This is a genomic window from Rubrivivax sp. JA1055 (assembly GCF_020966565.1).
In the GTDB taxonomy this organism is placed as follows: Bacteria; Pseudomonadota; Gammaproteobacteria; order Burkholderiales; family Burkholderiaceae_C; genus Rubrivivax; species Rubrivivax benzoatilyticus.
Window position 1 is genome coordinate 114,227 of record NZ_JAJKFP010000007.1, and the last position, 21,398, is coordinate 135,624.

The 21,398-nt window shown below is 73.3% G+C and carries 14 protein-coding genes and 1 CRISPR repeat array; of the genes, 3 read left to right on the forward strand and 11 right to left on the reverse strand.

Annotated features, from left to right (window positions below):
* Positions 1-59: 59 nt before the first annotated feature.
* The 3 genes from LOC65_RS17075 (at position 60) to otnI (ending at position 3,494) form a co-directional block, all read left to right on the forward strand.
* Positions 60-1,412, forward strand: a complete 1,353-nt coding sequence (locus tag LOC65_RS17075) for an NAD(P)H-dependent oxidoreductase (protein ID WP_009856774.1) — start codon at positions 60-62, stop codon at positions 1,410-1,412.
* Between the two features lie 86 nt (positions 1,413-1,498).
* Positions 1,499-2,530 carry a TRAP transporter substrate-binding protein gene (locus tag LOC65_RS17080; RefSeq protein WP_230248392.1) on the forward strand — a complete coding sequence of 344 codons (1,032 nt, stop codon included), beginning with the start codon at positions 1,499-1,501 and terminating at the stop codon, positions 2,528-2,530.
* Between the two features lie 133 nt (positions 2,531-2,663).
* Positions 2,664-3,494 carry a 2-oxo-tetronate isomerase gene (gene otnI, locus LOC65_RS17085; protein ID WP_164962980.1) on the forward strand — a complete coding sequence of 277 codons (831 nt, stop codon included), beginning with the start codon at positions 2,664-2,666 and terminating at the stop codon, positions 3,492-3,494.
* A 23-nt stretch (positions 3,495-3,517) separates the two neighbouring features.
* Positions 3,518-9,524: a CRISPR direct-repeat array (repeat unit 29 nt; unit sequence GGGTCCATCCCCGCTCGCGCGGGGCAGCC).
* Positions 9,525-9,586: 62 nt separating this feature from the next.
* Here otnI and cas2e read toward each other — a convergent pair.
* The 11 genes from cas2e to LOC65_RS17140 form a co-directional block, all read right to left on the reverse strand.
* Positions 9,587-9,880: a type I-E CRISPR-associated endoribonuclease Cas2e gene (gene cas2e, locus LOC65_RS17090; protein ID WP_230248393.1), complete on the reverse strand. Its 294-nt coding sequence runs from the start codon at positions 9,878-9,880 to the stop codon at positions 9,587-9,589.
* Positions 9,852-10,742 carry a type I-E CRISPR-associated endonuclease Cas1e gene (gene cas1e / locus LOC65_RS17095; RefSeq protein WP_230248394.1) on the reverse strand — a complete coding sequence of 297 codons (891 nt, stop codon included), beginning with the start codon at positions 10,740-10,742 and terminating at the stop codon, positions 9,852-9,854. The genes cas2e and cas1e overlap by 29 nt, the downstream gene beginning before the upstream one ends.
* 10 nt (positions 10,743-10,752) lie before the next feature.
* Positions 10,753-11,541 (reverse strand): type I-E CRISPR-associated protein Cas6/Cse3/CasE, encoded by a 789-nt coding sequence (locus LOC65_RS17100; protein WP_230248395.1) that lies wholly within the window; start codon positions 11,539-11,541, stop codon positions 10,753-10,755.
* The gene (cas5e, locus tag LOC65_RS17105) at positions 11,529-12,224 is read right to left on the reverse strand and encodes a type I-E CRISPR-associated protein Cas5/CasD (RefSeq protein WP_230248396.1); all 696 of its coding nucleotides are present in this window, start codon (positions 12,222-12,224) and stop codon (positions 11,529-11,531) included. The genes LOC65_RS17100 and cas5e overlap by 13 nt, the downstream gene beginning before the upstream one ends.
* 2 nt (positions 12,225-12,226) lie before the next feature.
* Entirely contained in the window at positions 12,227-13,444 is a 1,218-nt protein-coding gene (cas7e, locus tag LOC65_RS17110; RefSeq protein ID WP_230248397.1) for a type I-E CRISPR-associated protein Cas7/Cse4/CasC, read from the reverse strand.
* Positions 13,445-13,478: 34 nt separating this feature from the next.
* Positions 13,479-13,994, reverse strand: a complete 516-nt coding sequence (locus LOC65_RS17115; RefSeq protein WP_230248398.1) for a type I-E CRISPR-associated protein Cse2/CasB — start codon at positions 13,992-13,994, stop codon at positions 13,479-13,481.
* Positions 13,991-15,238, reverse strand: coding sequence for a hypothetical protein (locus tag LOC65_RS17120; RefSeq protein WP_230248399.1), 1,248 nt, complete (start codon positions 15,236-15,238; stop codon positions 13,991-13,993). Before LOC65_RS17120 ends, LOC65_RS17115 begins: the two co-directional genes overlap by 4 nt.
* A gap of 63 nt (positions 15,239-15,301) precedes the next feature.
* Positions 15,302-15,559: a hypothetical protein gene (locus LOC65_RS17125; protein WP_230248400.1), complete on the reverse strand. Its 258-nt coding sequence runs from the start codon at positions 15,557-15,559 to the stop codon at positions 15,302-15,304.
* 197 nt (positions 15,560-15,756) lie between these two features.
* Positions 15,757-18,474, reverse strand: coding sequence for a CRISPR-associated helicase Cas3' (cas3, locus tag LOC65_RS17130; protein WP_230248401.1), 2,718 nt, complete (start codon positions 18,472-18,474; stop codon positions 15,757-15,759).
* 233 nt (positions 18,475-18,707) lie between these two features.
* Positions 18,708-19,457, reverse strand: a complete 750-nt coding sequence (locus LOC65_RS17135; RefSeq protein WP_009857629.1) for a Crp/Fnr family transcriptional regulator — start codon at positions 19,455-19,457, stop codon at positions 18,708-18,710.
* 111 nt (positions 19,458-19,568) lie between these two features.
* Positions 19,569-21,398 carry a nitric oxide reductase activation protein NorD gene (locus LOC65_RS17140; protein WP_230248402.1) on the reverse strand — a complete coding sequence of 610 codons (1,830 nt, stop codon included), beginning with the start codon at positions 21,396-21,398 and terminating at the stop codon, positions 19,569-19,571.

Genomic DNA, 21,398 nt, shown 5'->3' on the forward strand with positions numbered 1-21,398 from the left:
TCGCCCGATCCGGAGCGCACCGCGCTCCTTGCCAACCCCCAGACGGAGACCCCGAGTCCATGTCCCTCATCCGCAAGCTCAAGACCCGCGCGCAGAACGGCCAGCCGGTGCGCGTCGCCGTGATCGGCGCCGGCAAGTTCGGCTCCATGTACCTGTCGCAGGCGCCGCGCACGCCGGGCATCCACCTGACCGCGGTGGTCGACCTCTCGCCCGACCGCGCCCGCGCCTCGCTGGCGCGCGTCGGCTGGGACGCGCCGCGTTTCGCCGCCACCTCGCTGGCCCAGGCGAAGAAGGACGGCAGCACCTTCATCACCGACGACGCCCACGCCGTCATCGCCAGCGACGCGGTGGACATCGTCATCGACGCCACCGGCAGCCCCGCCGCCGGCATCGCCCACGCGCTGCTGTGCTGCGAGCACCGCAAGCACATCATCATGGTCAACGTCGAGGCCGACGTGCTGGCCGGCCCCTACCTGGCGCGCCGGGCGGCCGAGGCCGGCATCATCTACAGCATGGCCTCGGGCGACCAGCCGGCGCTGATCGCCGAGCTGGTGGACTGGGCGCGCACCATCGGCATGGAGGTCGTGTGCGCCGGCAAGGGCACCAAGTACCTGCCGGTCTACCACGCCAGCACGCCCGAGACGGTCTGGGGCCACTACGGCTTCAGCGAGGCGCAGGTCGCCGGCGGCGACTTCAACGCGCAGATGTTCAACAGCTTCCTCGACGGCACCAAGTCGGCGCTGGAGATGGCCGCGGTGGCCAACGGCTGCGAGCTGTCGCCGCCGGAGGACGGCCTGGTGTTCCCGCCGGTGGGCGTGGACGACCTGCCGCACGTCCTGCGCCCGGCCGCCGACGGCGGCATCCTGCCGAAGAAGGGCATGGTCGAGGTGGTCAGCTCGCTCGAGCGCGACGGCCGCCCGGTGTTTCGCGACCTGCGCTGGGGCGTGTACGCCGTCTTCGAGGCGCCCAGCCCCTACGTGAAGGACTGCTTCCAGCAGTACGGCTTGAAGACCGACGCCAGCGGCCGCTACGCCGCCATGTACAAGCCCTACCACCTGATCGGCCTGGAGCTGGGCATCTCGGTGGCCAGCATCGCCGTGCGCCAGGAGGCCACCGGCGCCACCGGCGAGTGGCGCGGCGACGTCGGCGCCACCGCCAAGCGTGCGCTCAGGGCCGGCGAGAAGCTCGACGGCGAAGGCGGCTTCACCGTCTACGGCAAGCTGATGCCCACCGCCACCTCGCTGCGCCGGCGCGCGCTGCCCATCGGCCTGGCGCACAACATGGTGCTCAAGCGCGACATCGCGGCCGGCGAGGTCGTGAGCTGGGACGACGTCGACTACGACGCCAGCAAGCAGGCCGTGCAGGTGCGCCGCGCCCAGGAGGACATGTTCCGCCGCGAACTGCGGCTCTGACCCCGCGGCCACGACGCCGCCCCGGCGCCGCCACGGCGCCGGGCCCACCGCCCCCAGAAGGCCCTCGACACAACGGAGACATCACCATGCAGACCCCCGACACCCTGCGACGCCTGCTCGCCCGCGCCCTGATCGCCGCCCCTCTGCTCGCTGCCGCCGCGCTGCCAGCGGCCGCGCAGGAGATCCGCGACCAGTCGTTCAAGTTCGCCTTCGTCCAGCCCAAGGACAGCCACATGGGCGCCGGCGCCGTGCGTTTCGCCGAGCTGGTGGCGGCCAAGTCCAAGGGGCTCATGCAGATCCGGCTCTTCCCCGGCGGCACGCTGGGCGGCGACATCCAGACCATCTCGGCGCTGCAGGGCGGCACCGTCGAGATGACGACCATGCCGCCGGGCCTGATGGTGGGCCTGTCCAAGCCGTTCGCGGTCTTCGACATGCCCTTCCTGTTCAACAGCTTCGCCGAGGCCGACGCGCTGCTCGACGGCCCCGTGGGCCAGAAGCTGATGGCGCAGGCGCCGGCCGGCCTGGTGGGCCTGGCGTACTGGGACCACGGCTTCCGCAACGTCAGCAACAGCCGCCGTCCGGTGGCCCGGCTGGAGGACTTCGCGGGGCTGAAGATCCGCGTGTCGCAGTCGCCGATGATCATCGAGACCATCAACGGCCTGGGCGCCAACGCCACGCCGATGGCCTTCACCGAGGTCTATTCCGCGCTGGAGACCCGGGCCGTCGACGGCCAGGAGAACCCCACCGCGGTGTTCGACGCCAACAAGTTCAACGAGGTGCAGAAGTACCTCTCGCTGACGCGCCACCAGTACAACCCGCTCATCGTGCTGGCCAGCGGCAAGGCCTGGGCCCGGCTCAACGACGCCGAACGCCGCGTGCTCACCGAGGCCGCGGTCGAGACGCGGGCCTACCAGCGCCAGGTCTCGCGCGAGATGGAGGCCAAGTCCACCGCCTCGCTGAAGGCCCGCGGCACCCTCGTCAACGAGGTCAGCGCCGCCGAGATCGAGCGCATGCGCCGCCACCTGGCGCCGGTCTCGGCCAAGCTGGCCAAGGACATCGGCGAGGCGCTGGTGGGCGAGGTGACCGCCGAGGTCGAACGCCTGCGCGAAGCGAAGTAAGCCCGCGCCCGGCACACCGCCGGGGCCGGCCGACGCGCAGGACGACCCGGGCCTGCGCCGGCCGGGCCGGCCCGCGGTGGCCGCCGGCCGGCCCCGCCACCGCATCCCACTCGTTACGCGACCTGCCGCCACCATGCCCCGCTTCGCCGCCAACCTGTCGCTGATGTATCCCGAGCAGCCCTTCCTCGAGCGCTTCCGCGCCGCGGCGCAGGACGGCTTCGAGGGCGTGGAGTACCTCTTCCCCTACGAGCACGACGCCGCGACGCTGCGCGCCCTGCTCGACGAGCACGGCCTGACGCAGGTGCTGTTCAACGCGCCGCCCGGCGACTGGGCCGGCGGCGAGCGCGGCCTGGCCAGCCTGCCCGGGCGCGAGGCCGAGTTCCGCGACGGCATCGAGCGTGCGCTGGCCTGTGCGCGGGTGCTGGGCTGCCGCCGCGTGCACGTGATGTCGGGCCTGCTGCCCGCCGGCGTGCGCCGCGAGGAACGCCTGGCGCTCTGGCACGACAACCTCGCATGGGCCGCGGCACGCGCGTCGGCTGCCGGCTGCACGCTGCTGATCGAGCCCATCAACCAGCGCGACATGCCGGGCTACTTCCTCAGCCGCCAGCAGGACGCGCACGACGCGGTGCAGGCCCTGGGCTCGCCCGCGCTGAAGGTGCAGATGGACCTGTACCACTGCCAGATCACCGAGGGCGACCTGGCGATGCAGCTGCGCCGCTGGCTGCCCAGCGGACAGGTCGGCCACCTGCAGATCGCCGGCGTGCCCGAACGCCACGAGCCCGACCGCGGCGAGGTGCACTACCCGTACCTCTTCGAGCTCATCGACGAGCTGGCCGCACAGGGGCACTGGGACGGCTGGATCGGCTGCGAGTACCGGCCCGCGCGCGGCGGCAAACCGCTGGGCACGTCCTCGGGCCTGACCTGGCTGCACCGGGAGCGGGCGGGAGGGCGGCGGCGCGGGTGAGGCGCGGGGCCGGCGGTTGTCGCGGGTCCATCCCCGCTCGCGCGGGGCAGCCGGTAGCTCACCGTGATCCACCCTCGCGTGCTGGGGTCCATCCCCGCTCGCGCGGGGCAGCCGTGCTCGGGAGTGTCCTGCGAGTCCTTCGGGTGGGTCCATCCCCGCTCGCGCGGGGCAGCCCGGCAGTGCCATGAGCTTCTGCGCCGCCGGCAGGGTCCATCCCCGCTCGCGCGGGGCAGCCCGAGGGCATCCGAAGCCGCGGTCTGGCGCTGCAGGTCCATCCCCGCTCGCGCGGGGCAGCCCCTGCGGCCGATGCCACGGCCCCCAGCGAGCCGGGTCCATCCCCGCTCGCGCGGGGCAGCCGCGAGCAGCGTGCCGCTATCGGCCGCTGCGCAGGGTCCATCCCCGCTCGCGCGGGGCAGCCGGCAGGCCCAGCGCCACGATGAAGTCGCCCTTGGGTCCATCCCCGCTCGCGCGGGGCAGCCTTCGGCACGGCCGCCGGCGGCGTTGACGCCGGCGGTCCATCCCCGCTCGCGCGGGGCAGCCCACCCCGCCGATGTGCGGCGCGCGCTTCGTGAGGGTCCATCCCCGCTCGCGCGGGGCAGCCGCGAGGTTCCCGGTGCCGTCGACGACTTGACGGGGTCCATCCCCGCTCGCGCGGGGCAGCCGGCCTCGGCGCCGATCAGCCACGCGCGAAGCCGGGTCCATCCCCGCTCGCGCGGGGCAGCCACACCGGCTCGGCGGTTCGGAATGTCAGCCATGGGTCCATCCCCGCTCGCGCGGGGCAGCCCGGACGTGCTCGCGGATGCTGGCCGCCTCGGCGGGTCCATCCCCGCTCGCGCGGGGCAGCCCTAGGCGCAGGCTGCACCAAGGCGCCGGACAGGGGTCCATCCCCGCTCGCGCGGGGCAGCCGCGGTCGCGCCGCCGACCGACCGGGACCTCGTGGGTCCATCCCCGCTCGCGCGGGGCAGCCCACGCCACCTGTGCGCACCGCACGCGGGGCATGGGTCCATCCCCGCTCGCGCGGGGCAGCCGTACGCGACGCTGGTGAAGGACTTCCGGTGACGGGTCCATCCCCGCTCGCGCGGGGCAGCCTTCAGCGCGTCGGAGTACAGCGAGCCGCGGCGGGGTCCATCCCCGCTCGCGCGGGGCAGCCTGATCTGGCCCTTCATGGAGATCCCCTTTCCGGGGTCCATCCCCGCTCGCGCGGGGCAGCCTCCTGGGATCGCGCCAGCGAGCCTGCCGGGCTGGGTCCATCCCCGCTCGCGCGGGGCAGCCCCGAGAGGGCACGCGAGCTCCGGCGTCTCGACGGGTCCATCCCCGCTCGCGCGGGGCAGCCCCAGAACGCGGGTCGGCGACGGCGAAGGCGCCGGGTCCATCCCCGCTCGCGCGGGGCAGCCCGCCGCAGTGTCGCAAGCGCTGAGCCAAGTCGGGGTCCATCCCCGCTCGCGCGGGGCAGCCCGCATCCCGAAGAAGCCGAGCACCGACCAGGAGGGTCCATCCCCGCTCGCGCGGGGCAGCCCAGCCGACGAGGTCGTTCACCACGCCGGCGAGGGGTCCATCCCCGCTCGCGCGGGGCAGCCGTGCGCGACAGGCCCAGCGGGAGGATCGCCAGGGGTCCATCCCCGCTCGCGCGGGGCAGCCGGAGATCGGCATCCCCACCCTGGCCTACCAAGGGGTCCATCCCCGCTCGCGCGGGGCAGCCGTGCTCGGGAGTGTCCTGCGAGTCCTTCGGGTGGGTCCATCCCCGCTCGCGCGGGGCAGCCTCGTAGACGTCGCCCATGTAGCCCACGGCGACGGGTCCATCCCCGCTCGCGCGGGGCAGCCCTGCCAGAGTGCGCATGGCGTGAATCCTTGTGGGGTCCATCCCCGCTCGCGCGGGGCAGCCCTGGAGTAGCCTATGAACGCTTGCCTCACGCCGGGTCCATCCCCGCTCGCGCGGGGCAGCCGACTATTGCTGATGGCAGTCGCAAACGTGTTGGGGTCCATCCCCGCTCGCGCGGGGCAGCCTTGATCGCTCCGCCCTTCCCGTGCGAAGACCAGGGTCCATCCCCGCTCGCGCGGGGCAGCCCACGCACGGAGTCACGCAGCAAAGAAAAACGGGGGTCCATCCCCGCTCGCGCGGGGCAGCCGGCGGAACGGGGGGGCGTCGTCACTGGATGAAGGGTCCATCCCCGCTCGCGCGGGGCAGCCAGCGCCCAGGCGGCCGGCAACAATCCGGCGCTGGGTCCATCCCCGCTCGCGCGGGGCAGCCCGCCGCTCCAGCCCCTGGGCGAAGATGGCCGCGGGTCCATCCCCGCTCGCGCGGGGCAGCCCAGTACGGATGCAGAGAAGATGCCGCCGCCGAGGGTCCATCCCCGCTCGCGCGGGGCAGCCGTGGTGTTGATCGCGCCGCCGGCGACCGGGCTGGGTCCATCCCCGCTCGCGCGGGGCAGCCGCCGATGGCTACGCCGACTTGATTTGTCAGGAGGGTCCATCCCCGCTCGCGCGGGGCAGCCCTGGTGCATGAAGGTGGCCGGCGCCGAGACCGGGGTCCATCCCCGCTCGCGCGGGGCAGCCCGGCCCTTCGCCAGCGTGCCGGGGTCTGACGACGGTCCATCCCCGCTCGCGCGGGGCAGCCCCCAACACCCGTTTTCAGGCAGTCCTTTCGTCGGGTCCATCCCCGCTCGCGCGGGGCAGCCCACGAGTGGGCAGCCCGCCTTCGTCAACAAGGGGGTCCATCCCCGCTCGCGCGGGGCAGCCCGCCTCGTGGACCTCGCGCTTCAGGCGCTTCTGGGTCCATCCCCGCTCGCGCGGGGCAGCCCATTCGTGGGTCGGCTGGAGCAGCGCGATGCCGGGTCCATCCCCGCTCGCGCGGGGCAGCCGCAGTATGCGGACGGCGCAGGCGCTCTGGCGCGGGTCCATCCCCGCTCGCGCGGGGCAGCCAACATCCGGGTCAATCGAAACCTCGTGCGAGGGGGTCCATCCCCGCTCGCGCGGGGCAGCCCCGCGGAATGCGTCTGTGCCGGCCTCGGCGGTGGGTCCATCCCCGCTCGCGCGGGGCAGCCCCGTTCTTGTCATAGCTGACGTCGCCGCCGGCGGGTCCATCCCCGCTCGCGCGGGGCAGCCCCATTGGACGGAAGCCTTCGCGCCGGGATGAAGGGTCCATCCCCGCTCGCGCGGGGCAGCCCAGTAGCGCCTCGGCCGGGTCGAGCTGCTGCAGGGTCCATCCCCGCTCGCGCGGGGCAGCCCTGCCGCCCGGCTTGGCGTCGGTGAGCTGCTTGGGTCCATCCCCGCTCGCGCGGGGCAGCCCGGATGGTGCCGGTGCCGCTGCCGGCCGGGTAGGGTCCATCCCCGCTCGCGCGGGGCAGCCTTCGAAGGGCCTTCAAAGGTGCATCGAAGCCGGGGTCCATCCCCGCTCGCGCGGGGCAGCCCGGCGTGCGTAGTCGTAGGCGTGGAGCGCCGGGGGTCCATCCCCGCTCGCGCGGGGCAGCCAGTGCGAGCATCGCCACGCGCGGGGCTTCGTCGGGTCCATCCCCGCTCGCGCGGGGCAGCCTGAGGCAGCCATGGCCAACATGACGCTCTCTGGGGTCCATCCCCGCTCGCGCGGGGCAGCCTTGGCGGCCGCTTCCGCCGTCTCCGCCGCCGAGGGTCCATCCCCGCTCGCGCGGGGCAGCCGGGGGGCTTGCTGGCGCGGCTTGCGTCGCGGGGGGTCCATCCCCGCTCGCGCGGGGCAGCCCGTCGGACGAGCAGGAAAACGTGCCGTTCTACGGGTCCATCCCCGCTCGCGCGGGGCAGCCATCTCCTCGATGGCCTCCAGCAGCTCAGCCGACGGTCCATCCCCGCTCGCGCGGGGCAGCCGCGGCAAAGCGCGCCAGGTGCTTGCGCGCTGGGGGTCCATCCCCGCTCGCGCGGGGCAGCCCCGGACCGCTGGGCGCTGACCAGCGTCCCCTCGGGTCCATCCCCGCTCGCGCGGGGCAGCCACGGGCCGTCGCGATGCGCAGGCAGTCGGCCAGGGTCCATCCCCGCTCGCGCGGGGCAGCCTGCGACTTCAACCCGACCAACAGCGCGCTGAAGGGTCCATCCCCGCTCGCGCGGGGCAGCCACGGGCAGCGGGATCATGGGTCAGCTCCCGAAGGGTCCATCCCCGCTCGCGCGGGGCAGCCGTGCCCTGAGGTCCACGACCCCGCCTCGCGCTGGGTCCATCCCCGCTCGCGCGGGGCAGCCGGTCGCCTGAACCTTCTTCGCCTTCCTCGGGAGGGTCCATCCCCGCTCGCGCGGGGCAGCCAAGTCGAAGCCATCATGGGGCGCCCGCATACCGGGTCCATCCCCGCTCGCGCGGGGCAGCCGTCATGGCGTTCGTCGTCGTCGACGAAGCCTTGGGTCCATCCCCGCTCGCGCGGGGCAGCCATCTTGATCGGGATCGACCGTTCAACCGTGAAGGGTCCATCCCCGCTCGCGCGGGGCAGCCGTCGAGGGCACTCCGGCGCGTCAAGCGCGTGTGGGTCCATCCCCGCTCGCGCGGGGCAGCCCAGAAGCGCGGCGCGATCCACTATCACGCTGTGGGTCCATCCCCGCTCGCGCGGGGCAGCCCGACGCAGCAGCACGACCAGCGGCAGCGTGCCGGGTCCATCCCCGCTCGCGCGGGGCAGCCAGCCGAGGCTTCGCGCAGCATCTCCAACGTCGGGGTCCATCCCCGCTCGCGCGGGGCAGCCGCATCAGCCTGCGCGAGATTCATCTCGCGGCCGGGTCCATCCCCGCTCGCGCGGGGCAGCCAGGCTGCGGCGGCGACCCGGTGGAGGTGTCCGGGGTCCATCCCCGCTCGCGCGGGGCAGCCGCGTCACGACCACGCGCCGAGACAGACCACCTGGGTCCATCCCCGCTCGCGCGGGGCAGCCCCGATGCCGAAGACCGCCGACCAGGCTGCCGCGGGTCCATCCCCGCTCGCGCGGGGCAGCCCGCGCTACGCCGTTCGGAACGGTGCTGACTCAGGGTCCATCCCCGCTCGCGCGGGGCAGCCTTGTCGGTGCCCGTGCCGCCGGCGTCGACGATGGGTCCATCCCCGCTCGCGCGGGGCAGCCCGCGAGAAGACACACCGCGGGCTCGCCGGGCAGGGTCCATCCCCGCTCGCGCGGGGCAGCCCTGAAGGGGCGGTTCCCCAGCCGCAAGGCGCAGGGTCCATCCCCGCTCGCGCGGGGCAGCCGCGACGGCGTCCCCGCGTGCGCGGAGGCCTCTGGGTCCATCCCCGCTCGCGCGGGGCAGCCGCCGCGAGATCGACGCCGATGGTGGTGGGGTGGGGTCCATCCCCGCTCGCGCGGGGCAGCCATTGTCGCTTTACACAAGGGGCCGCCCTTGGGGGGTCCATCCCCGCTCGCGCGGGGCAGCCTGGCCGCTTAATCGGGCCGAAGTGAAGGCCATGGGTCCATCCCCGCTCGCGCGGGGCAGCCAGTCGCGCCGCGCCGCCGGCTCTCGACACTGGGGGTCCATCCCCGCTCGCGCGGGGCAGCCTCCTGGCCCGGTCGGCTGCCCGGCTTGTGCTGGGGTCCATCCCCGCTCGCGCGGGGCAGCCGTTCTCGACGGCCTGAGCTGCGCGCGTCTCGTGGGTCCATCCCCGCTCGCGCGGGGCAGCCGCTGACGCAGCGCCTGGCGGCTGTGGCCCGGGGGGTCCATCCCCGCTCGCGCGGGGCAGCCCCTGCCAGATCCCCCAGCCGCGCGGCCTCAGCCGGTCCATCCCCGCTCGCGCGGGGCAGCCGCAAGCACGTCGCGCGCGAAGGCCTGGGTGCAGGGTCCATCCCCGCTCGCGCGGGGCAGCCGCCGAGGCCAACCTGGCGCCGGCGTTCCAGAAGGGTCCATCCCCGCTCGCGCGGGGCAGCCGGCTTCAGCCTGGGCGCGTCAGCCCCCGGGCCGGGTCCATCCCCGCTCGCGCGGGGCAGCCGCGGCGACCGGGAAGTTGACGTCGAACGCGCCGGGTCCATCCCCGCTCGCGCGGGGCAGCCCGCGCTCGCCTGCGAGGTCAGCACCTGATGCGCGGTCCATCCCCGCTCGCGCGGGGCAGCCCCTAAATCCTAAGTTCCTATCCGCAAAGTCAATTTGTTAAGGAGCAGTCAAGCGATCAAGGGTTAACCCTTGGTCGTCAGCAGTACGCCGTCGATGCGCACGACTTTCCGGTTGGGTTCGCCGAGGTGCATCACGGCAAGTCCGCCATCGGCTTGCTTGTCCGGGTAGACGAGCGTGATCGAGCCCCTCCCCAGCTGCGCGTGCCAGTCCGACACCACCCCCCAGACGCGCTCTCGTGCGCCCTTGGTCAGGGATGGGCTGGCATAGACGCCAGGAGCCAGTTCGAGCATCGCCGACGCCAGGAAACCGCGGTAGCGGTCGTCCACGTCACGCGTGATCACGACCGTCAGTGCCATCGCGAGCGATCCCGAAAAGACTCTGTATGTCGTCGATCATCTTCGGCACCAGGCCGATGCGGCGGAACTCCCGCGCCGCACTCTGCCGGACGAGCCGGTCCACGGTCTCGTCGGCACCCTGCTCGATGCGCTTGGCCGCGGCAAACGCCAGCCGCAGCGTCACGGCCTCGCGGTACAGGTCGGCGATGTCGAGCACGAAGGACTGGTCGGAGTCCTCGTGGATGAAGCCCAGTTGCGGCAACGCGGACACGCAGGCCACTGCCACGCCGGCAGCCGAACGAACCGCCGTCGCCGCATGGTTGATGGCCTGGTTGGCCAGGTCGGTGGCGTCGGGGTTGGCGCGGTTGTAGTCGCGCCGCCGCCACTTCAGCCCGAAGGCCTGCGACAGCAGCTTGTAGCTCTCCTTGACGCGCGCGCCCTCGATGCCGCGCAGCACCTCGATGTCGGTGTGCGGCAGCACCTCGCCCAGGCGGCGTGCGTACATCTTTCGGGCGATGGCGACGCGCTGCTTGTCGTCGGCCCAGGCCCGCGCCTGGGCACGCGCGACGTCCGAGCGGTCGGGGCCGAGTGCCGGTGCGGTGTACAGCCGGGTGGCATCGGTGCCCACCGCGATCAGCGTCGTGCCGTGGCGCGCCAGGATGCGCAGCACGTCGTGGCTGACGGTGGTGCCCGGCCCGATCAGGATCGCCGACAGCGTCTGGTGCGGCAGCTGGTACTCGCCAGCCGGCAGCGCGCCGCCGCCGCTGTCGAAGTGCAGACAGCCGTCGACGACGGTCAGCGCGCCGCGGTCCAGGTACAGCAGGCCGTGGCGGTCGGCATGCGCGATCTGGGCCTTCTCCAGCCCGAGCCGGCCCTTGAGCATCGTGTGCCGCTCAGGTCCAGCTGCCCGGCGGCGCCAGCAGCAGGCAGCCGAAGCCGAAGCTGCGGTGCCGGCCCAGCCCGCGCGCCAGCAACGCTGAGAAGGCCCGCGGGTTCTCGACGCGCAGCTGCCCACGCACCGTGAGGTCCGGCAGCAGACCGTTGCGTGTGTGCCGTCCGGTGCGTTGGCCCGAGGCCTCTGCGCCGCGGCGCGCGATGGGCGCCAGGCGGAAGCCGGTGGCGTGGCCGTGCAGCAGCGTGGCCGCACCGTCACGTGCGAGTTCCCTTGCCAGCCAGCGCTGATGCGCGGCGGCGCGGTCGCCCGGGGCGTCACCGGCGAAGCTGGGGTGGAACGCGGCGTCGACCTCGGCCCAGCCGCCGTCGGCGCCGGCGGCGCGGCTGCGCACGATCGGCGCGACGCGGGCCTCGAAGTCCAGCCGCTCGCCGGCGCGCCAGTCGGCGGGCATCGTCTTGACGACGACGTCGTCGCGGTCCAGACCCAGCGCCGCCGCGGCGCCGGGGTCGGTGTCCGCTGCCAGTTGGAGCGCGCGCTCGACGGCGTTGCGTTCGGCGTGCGCATAGCCGACGAACTGGCAGCCGTCGGCGCGCTGCACGAGCGCGAAGGGTTTGGGTGCTGCCGCGCCCAACGTCGCCTTCAGCGCGGCGTGCAGGGCGTAACCGGGGTCCTCGCGCAGGGCGCGCTGGCCGGTGGCAGCGGCCCAGCGTGCCAGCGCGGCCAGGTCCGGATGGGTGCGCAGCAACAGGGTGGGGGCGACAGGCGCGTCCATGGTCATCTCGCGCATCGTTCGTAGATCGGGCGGGTGCCGGCATGGACGTCGACGCTGAAGCGCCGCTCGTCGCTGGCCGGGTGCACACGGTCCGGTTGGCCGATCGCGCCGGCCTCGTTGGTGTAGACGGCCGGGCGGGCGTGTGAATCGAGGCCAGCCGCGCCGTCGATGGCATCCACCGCCGTGGCGCCGTCGGCCCAGCCGGCGGCCAGCCGCGCGGCCGGCGGGCAACCTTTGCGGCCGAGGAACAGCGGCCGTGCCGGACGGTCGAGCGCGGCGCACAGCTCGTCGAGCGTCGGGGCCTCGTCGGCGGGGTCTAGCCGCAGCGCCACCAGCACCGAGGCGTCAGCGCGGTAGTCGCGCTCGCGCAGATGGGGCGACTCGAACGCGGCGTCACCGCCGGCGGGCGATTCGACGACGCCCCGGGTCGTCCAGCCCACGCTCTTCTTCGACAACTGGGCGGTCTGGAAGTCGCCGAGGTGCTCGCCCGGGCGGTCGATGCGCGCGGCCCAGCGCAGCCGGGCCTGAAGGCGTTCGAGCCGTGCGCCTTCGGCGCGGTCCCAGCCCAGCGCGTTGGCCAGCAGGCCGGTCAGCATCGACGTCGCCGGCCAGGGCTGGACCGGCCGGCGGTGGTCGACGGCGGTGGTGCCGAAGGCCATCAACGGGCCTTCCAGCCGCAACAGCAGATGGCGGGCCATCGTCATTCGCCGGCGACGGCGCGTTGCAGCGCCTGGCCGATGGCGTCGATGCCGGCAACCGGCACGCCGTCGAGCGCCGGCGGGGTGACGCTCAGCTGATGGCGCTGCGTGTGCGCGCCGTAGGCGGTGTCCAGCGCCTGCAGGTGCGCCTGCAGCGCACCGACGGTGTTGGCGAAGACGTCGCCGCGCCGGTCGACAGCGCGCCGGAACGCGTTGGCCAGCGTGCGGGGCTGCTCGTCGCCGGTTTCCACCAGCAGGAACTCGGCGCGCGAGTACGGCGCGGTGCTGCCCTTCTTGGCGCCGGGCGAGGTGCAGGCGATCAGCTTGACCAGCCGGTCGACGACCGCGCCGGCCAGCGCGGCGTCGCCACCGAGGTTGGCGACCAGCAGGTCGACGTCGACGACGACGTAACCGTAGAACAGCCCGCTGGTGATCTCGATGTCGAAGATGCCGGCCGAGCCGGCTTCGCCGTCCTCGCTCTGCTGGCGCAGGTCGTCCACCGCGGTGACGTAGTCCAGCTCCTGCTCGATCGGGTGCACCGTGAAGGCGTGCGCGACGTGCACCGGCGCGTCGAGGTTGGCGGTCGGGTCCGACGTGACCATGCGGCCGAACAGCGCCGACTCCAGCCCGGCCGCGCCGCGCGTCTGCTCGGCCAGCGCGCGCAGGTTCTTCTGCAGCGGTGTGAGCTCATTCGCGACCTGGACGTCCAGCGCCTTCATGGCCGCCTTGTCCGGGTCCTTGGCCGCGTTTGCGAGCAGCGTGGCGTCGGCGGCCATGGCTTCGGCGAGGCGGCGCGCGATCTGCTGCACGTAGGCCGTTTCGGGGCGGCCGAAGAACAGTGCCTGGCGCGACTTGGGGTCGGCGCCGTTCTTCCCGTACAGCGCGATGTTCAGCGCCTCGGTGAGCCGCGCCAGCGCGACGGGGTGCAGCGCCGGCAGGCCCTCCAGTGCCGCCGGCAGGATCGAGTGCTTGACCAGGTCTTTGGTGCGGTCGCCCATCGGCACGCCCAGCGTCTGCAGCGAGTAGGGCACGCGCGCCGCGCCGTCGTGGTCGGCTTCGCCGGCGAAGCGCCAGCGGCGCTTGAGCGCCTGCGACGAGATGCGAATGCGCGTCGTGCCGCCAAACGGCAGGCGCTTGGCCTGGCCGTTGTCGTCGCGGTTTAGCAGCGTGCCGGGGTAGCTGGCGAGGCTGTGGATCTGGATGAAGCGGGGGCGGGCCATCGTGTTCTCCCTGTGGATTCGTTCGGAGGCGTGTTCAGTCCTGGCGGTCGGCATGGGCGACGAAGGCGCGGACGATGTCGGACCGGGCCTTGCGCCCACGCTCGCTGTCGGGCGGCGCGAGCACCAGTTCGGCCAGCGGCCACCAGTTGGCGCTGCTGCCGGTGGCCGCCAGGCGGCGGGCGACACGCGGCAGCAGGTCGGCAAGCACGGCCTCGTCGGCTTCGACGAGCTGGCGCACACGCGCTTCGCTGAAGCGCAGCCGGGCGAGCACGGCGCCGGCCGCGTGGTCGGGCCGCGTGTCGTGCCCGCCGTTGGCCAGTGCCAGGCAATGCAGCACCAGCGCCCAGCGCGCGCGCGCGCCCTCGTCGTCGGGAGTGCCGGCGGCCTGGAGCAGGCGTTCGCAGTCGAAGCCGGCACCTCTGCTCAGATGGGGGTGGTGCCGGCGCAGCCGGGCCAGCGTGCCGGTGTCCGCGCGTCGCAGCTGTCCGGCCAGCGACAGGATCGGGTCCTTGGGCCGCGCCGGTGCTTCGGTCATGAGGGTTTCGCTCATCGCGTGCTCTCCGTGGTGTCCTCGTTCTGCGCCTCGGCGCGGGCCTGGGCCAGCCAGGTGCCGAAGTGCTTGCGTGCGCCGCCGTGCAGCACCCGCTCGGCACGCGCCAGGGCGAACGGCCGCGACGGGCTGCGTGTCGGCAGCGCCTCGGTCGCCACGGGCAGCCGGCGTTGCGCCAGGGTGTAAAGCCATTGCACCCAGTGCACCTGCGCAAGCTGGTCGTCGTGGCCGGCGTCGATGCTGCGGAACAGCTCGGGGAAGAAAGCCTCGTCGACGTCGCGCTCGTAGTCGTCGACCGCGCTGCGGGTGGCGCGGTCGAAGTCCTTGTTCTTCCAGTCGACGTCGTCGCTGCCGTCGACGAACTGGATCAGCGCGCTGCGGAAGACCTTGCCCGACATCTCGCTGGCACGGTCGACGAAGAGCTGCGAACGGCGCGCCAAGTCGACGACCTCGTGGCCTAGCCGGCGCGTGACGCTGGCCGGCATCGAGATCTCGCGCTGCAGCAGCCCGTTTGTCTTTCCTTTGCCGCCAGCCAGTGCTTGGACGATCAGCTTGGCCGATCTACTGCGTTCGTGCTCGGCGGGCAGTGCGAGCAGGGGCAGCTCGCACTTATTCCGGCTAAACAGCAGCCCAGGTAGTTCGCGATATCCAAGCGTGTCCGGCTGAGCGGAGAGCGCTTTGCGGCCGTCGATCACCAAGATTGGTGTCCAGGGGTCAAGCACGTCGCCGTTCCAAATCGAGGCATCTACACGCATCGACTTGCTGCCGGCGCGCAGCAGTTGCAGCGTGCCGTCGCGTTCGATCAGGCGTACCCGGCGCGAGACCTCGAGCGCCAGCGGGTGGACGCACGACAGGGGCAATGGCGCGTCGTCCCACAGCGGCAGCCAGAGCAGCCGGTGTTCGGGCTTGTCGGCGCCGTCGTGCCGGAGGCGGAACTCGTCCGCGATGCGCCCGAGGCCTGCCGTCAGCACCTCGACATCACGCCGGAACTCGGCGCCGCTGCCGCGTTCGATGGCCAGCCTGAACTGCGGCCTCGAGCTGAAGCCGCCGTTCATGCGCATCGAGTTGTAGTTGCCGGCGCCGAGGAACGGCGTCCAGCCCTGCAGCGTGATCAGCGCGTAGATCAGCGTGTCGAGTTCGTCGGCGCGCAGCGGCAGCTTGCCCGCCTTCTCGTCGTGATGGCGCGCGGTGACCAGCACGTCGATGTCCTGCGCCGCGTCGCTGCCATGCTTGAAGTCGGCCACCCGAGCCGGGCTGCAGGGCGACTGCAGGAAGGCCGGCCGGCCCCAGTCCTCGACGACGAGGTGTCAGGGGGCATCGTCGCGGTACCCCGCCGTCAGCGTGCGCAGCAGCTCGCGCCAGCCGTCGGCGGTGGTGGGCAGTTCTTCCCGGCCGGCGTGCTCCAGCGCGAGGACCGCCAGCTGAACGTTGAAGGCGTGCCAGGCCGCCCGCTGGTGCGGGCGCAAGGCCGTGAACACGAGGTCTTCCGACGCCGTGAGGCGCGCGAGCACCTCGGGCAGGGAAAGCCGCGTCACCACGCCCGAAGGCGCGGTGACGCGGAACATCGGCTCTTGCAGGACGCAGTGTCTGAGCACCACTTTCCTCCTCCCTGTCAGGTCCCCGCTTGCACGGGGCGTTTTGCCGAAGACCTGTCAAATCGGGCCATCTCCGCCTGAGAGGAGAACATTTGACAGGTTGTCTTAAAGACTGAATCAATCTAGGCTCAACAGCCAGGTTTTGCCAGCGCTTGTGGCGGCGTCGTTCATCCCTCCGGATGACCGGTCGCTTGAGCCAGGCCGTAGCGGTCGTACTGGTAACGGCGCGGACCGATGGCGAAGCTGAACCCGTCTGCGCCGCTCACGAAGTCCGTGGCCTGGGGCAAGCCGGCGTCTTCGGGCAGCGCCGGCAGCATCCACGCCGGCAAGCTCAGTTGCGTGATGGCGTGGCCGAACGGCGAGGTCGCCCCGGCCGGCAGTTCGATGTCGACGCCGTCGAGGCCCAGGCGTGTCCGGGCCTCGGTCGACAGCTCGCCCGGCACGGCGTCGCGCCACGGGGCCAGCCAGTCGACCGTCTTGTAGTCGGCGTCCGCGACCTCTGCGCTGCGTTCCCCGGCCAGAACACGCCAGTGCGACCACCACGGCTCGCCCAGCGTCTCAGCCAGCCGGCGCAGCGTGGACCGTCCGACGCTGCGCTCGACCAGGTCGCGGTTGTCGGCGGGAATGCACAGCGCGGGGAAGCGCTCATGGTCGAGCAGCGCCTGCAGCGTCGCCTGCAGGCACACCAGGTCGGGATAGGCGCTGCGCGGCCCCAGGCCCAGCCCGCGGCGGTGCCTGGCGTCGAACAGCGCCGCGATGTCCAGGCCCGGAGGGGCCAGCACGATGCAGCGCGGCACGCGGTAGCCCTCCGGCCGGAACGCATCGCGATCGGCATGCCGGTGCAGGCGCCCGATGCGCTGCAGCAGCACGTCCATCGGCGCCAGGTCGGTGATCAGCAGGTCGGCGTCGCAGTCGACCGAGATCTCGACGGTCTGCGTCGCGCACAGCACGACCGGCGTGCGGGCCTTGGCTGCGCCTTTGCCGAAGGCGTCGCCGACGGCGACGTCCAGGGCCTGGCGGTCGGGCAGCGCGTAGCGCCCGTGGTGCAGCGCGACGATGCCGCGGCAGCGGAACAGCGCCGGGTGATCCGGCCCCAGCCGCTCTTCCAGCGCACGCTGCGTGGCCACCGCCTGGCGAACCGTGTTGCGCAGCACCAGCACCCGGGCGCCGGCCTGCAGCGCCTCGGCGGCCAGCGCCGCCACGGCCTGCGGCTCGTGCATCTGCGGCAGCACCGTGTGCTCGACGGTCTTGTGCCGCTCCGGCGGTGGCAGCTGGCGGGCGAAGCCGGGCGCGCTCAGACGCGGGTAGTCGCGCGGTTCGGAGTCACCTGCCTGCGGCTCGGCGGGCGCGCCGCGGCCGAAGCCCAAGGCGCGCCGCGGCGCCGCGATGCCCAGCAGCTCGTCGCGCAGGTCCAGCGCCAGCGTGGCCGACAGCAGCAGCGCATGGCCGCCGGCCGCGAGGTGGCGCTGCAGCGCCGCCTTCAGCAGCGTGCGCATGTACGGGTCGGACGCATGCACCTCGTCGACGACGACGAAGGCACGCAGCAGCACGCTGCCGCGCAGGTGCGCGTGGCGGGTCTGCATCGTCGACAGCAGGAATTGGTCGATCGTCGCGGACGCCGCCGCGGCGGCGAAGTAGCGCTTGCTGTTCTCGGCGGCCCAGTAGATCGCCTTGTCCTGGCCATCGTCGGGCCACAGCGTCTGGAACGGCGCCAGCCGTTCGCCGCTGGCACCATTGGCGCGCAGGTAGCCCGGCACTGCGAGCACGGTGTTCGGGCGCTCGCCGGCGTCAGGGAACAGCTTGCGGACGCAGTCTTCGATGCGATTGCTGATGCCGGTGGCGGCGACGCGTGTGGGCAGCAGGAAACACAGCGAGTCCACCTCGCCGGCCTCGAACAGCGCCTTGAAGCGCCACAGCGCGGCCTCGGTCTTGCCGCCGCCCGTCTCGGCTTCGAGCACCAGCGGGCTGCGCAGCGGGGCGGCCGCAGTCTCCAGCTGCATGCGGTTGGGGGCGAAGCCGAAGACATCCCGGAAACCCGGCTTGCGCCGAGCGAGCGAGGCGCGCGCCGCCTCGACGTCCAGCCGCATCGCGCGCAGCGTCGTGGCCGCGGCTCGGCGGGAGTGCGGCCAGCGTGCCGCGTCCTGCGGCCCCAGGTCGTACGGGAAGAACTCGACGTTCGACGCGATCCAGTCTGCCAGCGACACGAGGCCGGCAAAGGCGTGGATCAAGGCCTGGGCGGGCTTCCAGGGCGCCGGGTCGGCGCTGAACGCACCGGGCCAAAGCCGGCGCGCCGTCTCGCCCAGTTCGCGCAGGCCGTCCAGCGGGACGTAGCCGTCGATCGGCACGGTCCAGGTTGGAAACGGCTTCGAGAACTCCGCGCGCAAGGACTCGGTCGAGATCGGCTCGCCGTGGTGCGAGACCGAGGCCAGCCAGAGGTCGGTGACGGCCTCCTGGGCGTCGATGTCGTCGCCGCCCCAGCCGATGATCTGCTCGATGCCGAGCGCATCGCGATGGGCAGCGTATCGTCTGTCCTCGCCGCACAGCGCGGCGACGACGCGGGTGTGGCCGAGCTGATCCCGGCCGGCTTTTGTGCGTCGCATCCACAGGAGCCGCGCTTCGTCGGGCAAGGCCTTCGAGTAGAAGCCGGCCCCGGCCTTGCCCGGGTCGTGCAGGAAGGCCAGCAACGTCAGTCGCTCTACCGTCACCGGGGCCAACGACTGCCCGGCCAGCGTCGTGAAGCGCCGCGACCAGGTCGGCAGCGCGAGCAGTGCCTCGACGACGGCGGCGACGTCCAGGCAATGCGCGACGAGGCTGAGTCGTCGCCCGCTCGTTGCCTCGTACTTGCCCCAGGCGGTGGGTGTGCAGGCCATCTTGCTCCCCGGCATGGCTTGTTGTTGCCGGGGATTCTTGGGCGCTACGGGCTCACAGGCCGAGCCTGCAGTTGCGGGTGACGGTGGCGCCTTTGATCTGCAACAGACTTCGGTTCGCCGCAGGGGCGCCGCTCCTAGAATCCCCCCACCTCGCGCAGCACGAGCCCCCGGGCGATCAGACCGGTTGCGTTTCGGACGTTGTAGGCCAAGGGGCGCGAGGTGCCTCGCGCTGGCGCTGGTGGCCTTGCCTACTGCAGCTTGTGCCCCGCCAGCCGCTTCGGGTCGGGGATGCGGATCTCGCGCTTGTCGATGACGATCAGCCCGGCGGCTTCCAGCTCGTGCAGCACGCGCGAGAAGTACTCGGGCGTCAGCGACAGCCGCGACGCGATCGTCGCCTTGCTGACCGGCAGGCTCACGCGCAGGTCGCGGCGCTGGGCCTGGGCGGCCGGCGTCACGCCGGCGTCGGCCAGCGAGAACGCGGCGGCGTCCTCGGCCTCCTCGGGCAGGGCGCGCAGCAGGTAGCCGATGACGCGCTGCATGCCGCTGTGCAGCGAATACGCCTGCACGTCGTGCACCAGCCCGTGCAGCCGGCGCGAGATGCCGGCCAGCATGCGCAGCGCGAAGCGCGAGTCGCGCTCGATCTCGGCCAGCACCGCGGCCTTGCCGACGCTCAGCACCAGCGTGTCGCCCAGCGCCTGCGCGTTGATGATGTAGGGCTTGCCGGTGAACATCAGCGCCTCGGCGAAGGTGTTGCCCGGGCCGACCAGCTCGATGACCTTCTCCTGCCCGGCCGGCGAGATGGCGAACAGCTTGACCTGCCCCATCACCGTGACGTGCAGCTCCTCGCAGGGCTCGCCGACACGGAACACCGTGTCACCACGCGAGTAGCGCCGCAGCCGGCAGCCTTCGGCCAGCCGCTGCAGCTCCTCGGGGCTCATCTCCTGGAAGAGCGGCAGCACCGCCAGGTAGCGCGGGATGTCGAAGCTCCTCGTCTCCATTCGTTCTCCTGTCGCCGGCCCGCGTGCCGGGCTCGGCGCCGAGGATGCCGCGATTTGCCCTGCGGGCCTAGTCTTGATGGGTGTCAATTCTCGCAGTCGCGTGCTGCGTGCTCAACCGCGGGTCATGCGCGCGTAGACGGCGGCCAGGCGCTGCACCAGATCCTGCGGCCGGTGCACCAGCGCCCAGCCGTGCTGGCCGAAGAGCATCGGCAGGTAGTCGTGCGCGCTCTCGTCGATGGTGACGCAGAACGGCTGCAGCCCGGCGTCGCGTGCCGCCTGCACCGCGTGGCGCGTGTCCTCCAGGCCGTAGCGGCCTTCGTAGACGTCGAGGTCGTTGGGTTTGCCATCGGTCAGGATCAGCAGCAGCCGCTGGCGCTCGGGGCGCGCGGCCAGGCGCGTGGTGGCCAGGCGCAGCGCGGCGCCCATGCGTGTGTAGTAGCCGGGCTTGATGGCGCCGATGCGCGCACGCGCCGCGCCGTCCCAGGGTTCGCCGAAGCCCTTCAGGTGCTGGATGCGCACGTTCTGCCGCCGCACCGACGAGAAGCCCAGCATCTCGAAGGCGTCGCCGCCGGCGGCCAGGGCCTCGCCAAAGACCCACATCGCGTCGCGGATGACGTCGACGATGCGTGCGTCGCCGCCGGCCCAGGCGTCGGTGGACAGCGACAGGTCGGCCAGCAGCAGCGTCGCCAGGCTGCGGTCGCCACGCACGCGGCGCTGCCAGACGGCGGGCTGCTCGTCGACGCGGCCGGCGTCGGCCAACACGCGGTGGCGCAGCCAGGCGTCGAGGTCGAGCTCGTCGCCGTCGGCCTGGGCGCGTGCGCGCAGCGGCGCCGCGCGCAGCACCTCCATGCGGCGGCGCACGCGCCGCGCCACGGCACGCAGCGCCGGCGGCGGCTGCCAGGGCGGCGGCGCGGCGGCCACCAGCACCTGGGCGGCGCAGTGTTCCGGGATCAGCGTCTGCTGGCGCCAGTCCCATTCGGGCAGGCGCACGCCGGGGCCCAGCGGGCGGTCGTCGGCGGCGGCGCTGGGCAGGTCGAGGTCGAAACGCACGCGCGACGCGGCGCGGCTGCCGTCGGGCGCGATGGCCAGCGTGTCCAGGTCGTCGGCGGCGGCCAGCGCGTTGCCGTCGTCGTCATCGTCGCTGGCGCGGTCGACACGCACGAACTCGCCCCAGGACAGGATCGACTCGGCGCGGAAGAACATCATCAGCGGCGCCTGGCCGCGTTCGTCCTGCACACGTTCGGCGTGGCGGCGGCGGTCGCTGGTGGCCGGTTTGGCGCGGCTGGCCTCGTCGGTGCCGGTGTCGGCCGGGTCCTGGCGCGCGGTGGCCGCGGCGGCTTCGGCGGCGTCCAGCCACAGCCAGACCGGCGCGGCGTCGGCGGGTTTCAGCCCGGCGGGCAGGGTGACCGGCTCGCCGCGCAGCTCCTGCTGCACGGTGGCCTCGGCGGCCGCGGCGGCGCCGCGCAGCGTGGCGGGCGCCGGCCGCAGCCCCAGCTGCGCGGCCACCAGCGCGGCGTGGGTCTCGTGCAGGCCGGGGAACTGCGCCAGCGCGGCGGCCGTCGCGTGCAGGTTGTCGGCCAGCCAGTCGCCGGTCGGCGTGTGGTGCGCGGCCAGCGCCGCCAGCCACAGGTACAGGCGGCGGTTGAGCGCGGCGTCGGCGAAGACCGCCACCTCGGGCGGCAGCGACAGCGCCTCGGCGTCCAGCCGCGCGGTGGCGGCGTGCGTGCCGCTGCCGGCCACCCGCTGCAGCCAGCCGCGCGGGCCGCCGGCGCGTGTGGCGGTGGCGGATGCGAAACGCAGCCCCGGCGCGCCGCCGCCGGCGCGGAACATCAGCGTGATCGTGCGCTGCACCTCGGGCAGCGTGACGGCGGCGTCGGCGTGGCGGCGGTCGGCCACGCGGCTGATGAAACGGTGCCAGTGCTGGCCGACCCACTCTTCCAT